Below are 2900 nucleotides of genomic sequence, written 5' to 3'. Positions count from 1 at the left end.
GGTTACACCTTCAGCACCCATGGAGCGTGCGATTTCTGCGAAGCTTGGGTTTTCCAGCTCGCCTGCTACGAAGCGACGGTTGTAGAAATCAACCTGGTTCTTCTTCTCTGCGCCCCACTGACGGTTGTGGAATACGATAGACGTTACAGGGATGTCTTCACGTACACAGGTCATGATTTCCATCATGGACATACCCCATGCGCCATCACCCGCGTAGGAGATCCCTGGACGTTCTGGAGCCGCAACTTTTGCACCAATCATAGTTGGCAGTGCGTAACCACAGTTACCGAAGGACATCGCTGCGAAGAAAGAACGTGGACGGTCAAAACGCAGGTAGCTGTTGGAAACAGAGTTGATGTTACCGATATCGGTAGACACCATTACGTCTGCAGGCATCGCTTTTTCCAGCTCACGCAGAACCTGACGTGGGTGCAGGTAGTTACCTTCTTCACCGGACTGCTCTTCGATCATCTCCATGGAGTAATCGTCGCGCTCGTGGATCCACTCGTCCAGCTCAGCTTCCCAAGCCGCTTTCTCAGCTGCGATTTTCTCAGCACGCGCTTCGCGGTTTTCCAGACACTTAGGCGCTTTGTCTGCCATCAGCGCCATCAGTGCTTTAGCTGCTGCTTTCGCATCGCCGCAGATACCAACGTCAACTTTCTTAACCAGACCCAGCATCTTAGCGTTGCAATCAACCTGGATGATTTTTGCATCTTTCGGCCAGTAATCCAGACCGTGCTGAGGCAAAGTACCGAAAGGCCCCAGACGGGTACCCAGTGCCAGTACAACGTCAGCCTGTGCCAACAGTTTCATACCTGCTTTAGAACCCTGGTAACCCAGAGGACCACACCAGTTAGGGTGAGACGCAGGGAAGGAGTCGTTGTGCAGGTAGCTGTTTACGACTGGCAGACCCAGCTGTTCAGACAGTGCGATCGCTTCTTCGTAAGCATCGCCCAGTACAACACCACCACCGGAGATCATTACTGGGAACTCAGCGCTCGCCAGCAATTCTGCAGCAGCTTTCAGAGATTCTTCACCGCCCGCAGCGCGTTCGATGCGAATTGGCTCAGGGATTTCACAATCGATGTCGCCGTAGAACAAGTCACGTGGGATGTTCAGCTGAGTCGGACCGTTTTCCAACATAGCGCGGTCGAAACAACGCGCAGTGTATTCAGCCATACGGCTGTTGTTGGTAACAGTTACCTGATACTTAGTGATTGTTTCGAAGAACGGCAGCTGCTGAGCTTCCTGGAAACCACCCAACCACTGAGTGTTAGTACCGGTTTCTGGAGTGATACATACTACTGGGGAGTGAGCCCAGTAAGCAGCAGCAATTGCAGTTACAAAGTTAGTGATACCCGGACCGTTCTGAGCGATACATACACCGTGACGACCAGAGACGCGAGAGTAACCGTCAGCCATGTGGCCAGCACCCTGCTCGTGTACTACAGGGATCAGGCGGATGCCTGCTGGGGTGAAAATGTCCATCGCATCCATAAATGCAGAACCCATGATACCGAAGGAATCGGTAACACCGTTCGCAACGAGGGTTTCTACCATCGCTTCACTAGGAGTCATACGAGCCATAATAGGAATTCCTTAATGTTATTTTTATAAGCAGCAGCCAAAGGCCACCGCCGTCAACGGTTGAGTAATTAAACGCTGTAAGGTGTGTACTCACGCCCTAAAGCAACGGCAACTTCTTCGCTGGTGATCTTGCCATCGTGCACATTGAGGCCATTCGCGAGATGTGGGTCTCGGCGAATCGCTTCCTGCCAGCCGAGATCGGCCAGCGACACGATAAATGGCAAGGTCGCATTGTTCAGTGCCAGAGTGGAGGTGCGAGCAACCGCACCCGGCATGTTGGCAACGCAGTAATGCACTACGTCATCAACGATGTATGTTGGTTCTTGATGTGTCGTCGCGTGGGAGGTTTCGAAACAACCACCCTGATCGATCGCCACATCCACCACAGCGGACCCCGGCTTCATGCGGGATACCATCTCTGCGGTTACCAGTTTTGGTGCAGCAGCGCCCGGAATCAGGACACCACCAATCACCAGATCAGCTGAGAGCACATGCTCTTCCAGCGATGCTTTGCTGGAGTAAACAGTGGTCACAGCCGTACCAAATTCAGATACAAGACGGCGCAACACATCAACAGAGCGGTCCAGAATGACCACCTGTGCGCCCATACCAATGGCCATGCGCGCCGCGTTTGAGCCGACGACACCACCACCAATGATGGTAACTTTCGCAGGCTCTACGCCTGGCACGCCGCCCAGCAGCATGCCGCGACCGGCGCGGGATTTTTCCAGACATGCCGCACCGGCCTGAATGGACATGCGACCGGCAACTTCAGACATTGGCGCCAGCAGAGGCAGGCCACCACGGTCAGAGGTCACTGTTTCGTATGCAATACAAGTTGCACCGCTCGCCTGCAGATCATCGGTCTGCTCTGGGTCTGGTGCGAGGTGAAGGTAAGTAAACAGCAGCTGACCCGGACGCAGCATTTTGCGTTCTACCGCCTGCGGCTCTTTGACTTTTACGATCATGTCTGCAGAAGCAAAAATCTCTTCTGCAGTGTTAGCAATAGTTGCGCCTGCTGCGCGGTAATCATCATCACTGAAACCAATACCGATACCGCCGTTGGTTTCTACAACAACCTGATGACCACGGCTCGTCAGCTCCTGAGCGCTGGCCGGAACCATACCGATACGGTATTCGTGGTTTTTAATCTCTTTAGGTACACCGATCAACATATTGTCCACTCCCAGTTTTTCTATTTTTATCGTTATGAGTAGTAGAGGTTGTTTCGTACCGACGTCCTATCTCTAAGGATCAAGTGAAGCGGCAGGTGCCTGTACGAATGTCTTGGTAAACAGATTAGGAGGGTGGCC

General features: G+C 53.0%; 2 protein-coding genes. Both read right to left on the bottom strand.

What is annotated here, in order from left to right; genetic code table 11:
- Positions 1-1587: sulfoacetaldehyde acetyltransferase (gene xsc, locus ABYW01_RS18155; RefSeq protein WP_372835547.1), on the bottom strand; the 1587-nt coding region annotated here is incomplete at its 3' end.
- 68 nt (positions 1588-1655) lie between these two features.
- The gene (gene ald, locus ABYW01_RS18150; RefSeq protein ID WP_193953837.1) at positions 1656-2762 is read right to left on the bottom strand and encodes an alanine dehydrogenase; all 1107 of its coding nucleotides are present in this window, start codon (positions 2760-2762) and stop codon (positions 1656-1658) included.
- Positions 2763-2900 lie beyond the last annotated feature (138 nt).

The sequence above is a fragment of the Pontibacterium sp. genome (assembly GCF_041587635.1).
Lineage (GTDB): Bacteria > Pseudomonadota > Gammaproteobacteria > Pseudomonadales > Balneatricaceae > Pontibacterium.
Note: the sequence above shows the minus strand (reverse complement) of the source record. Positions and strands in the feature narration are given on the sequence as shown.

Excerpts from the sequence above, each read along its gene's own strand:
- ald (WP_193953837.1), bottom strand. The coding sequence starts at position 2,762 with ATGTTGATCGGTGTACCTAAAGAGATTAAAAACCACGAATACCGTATC.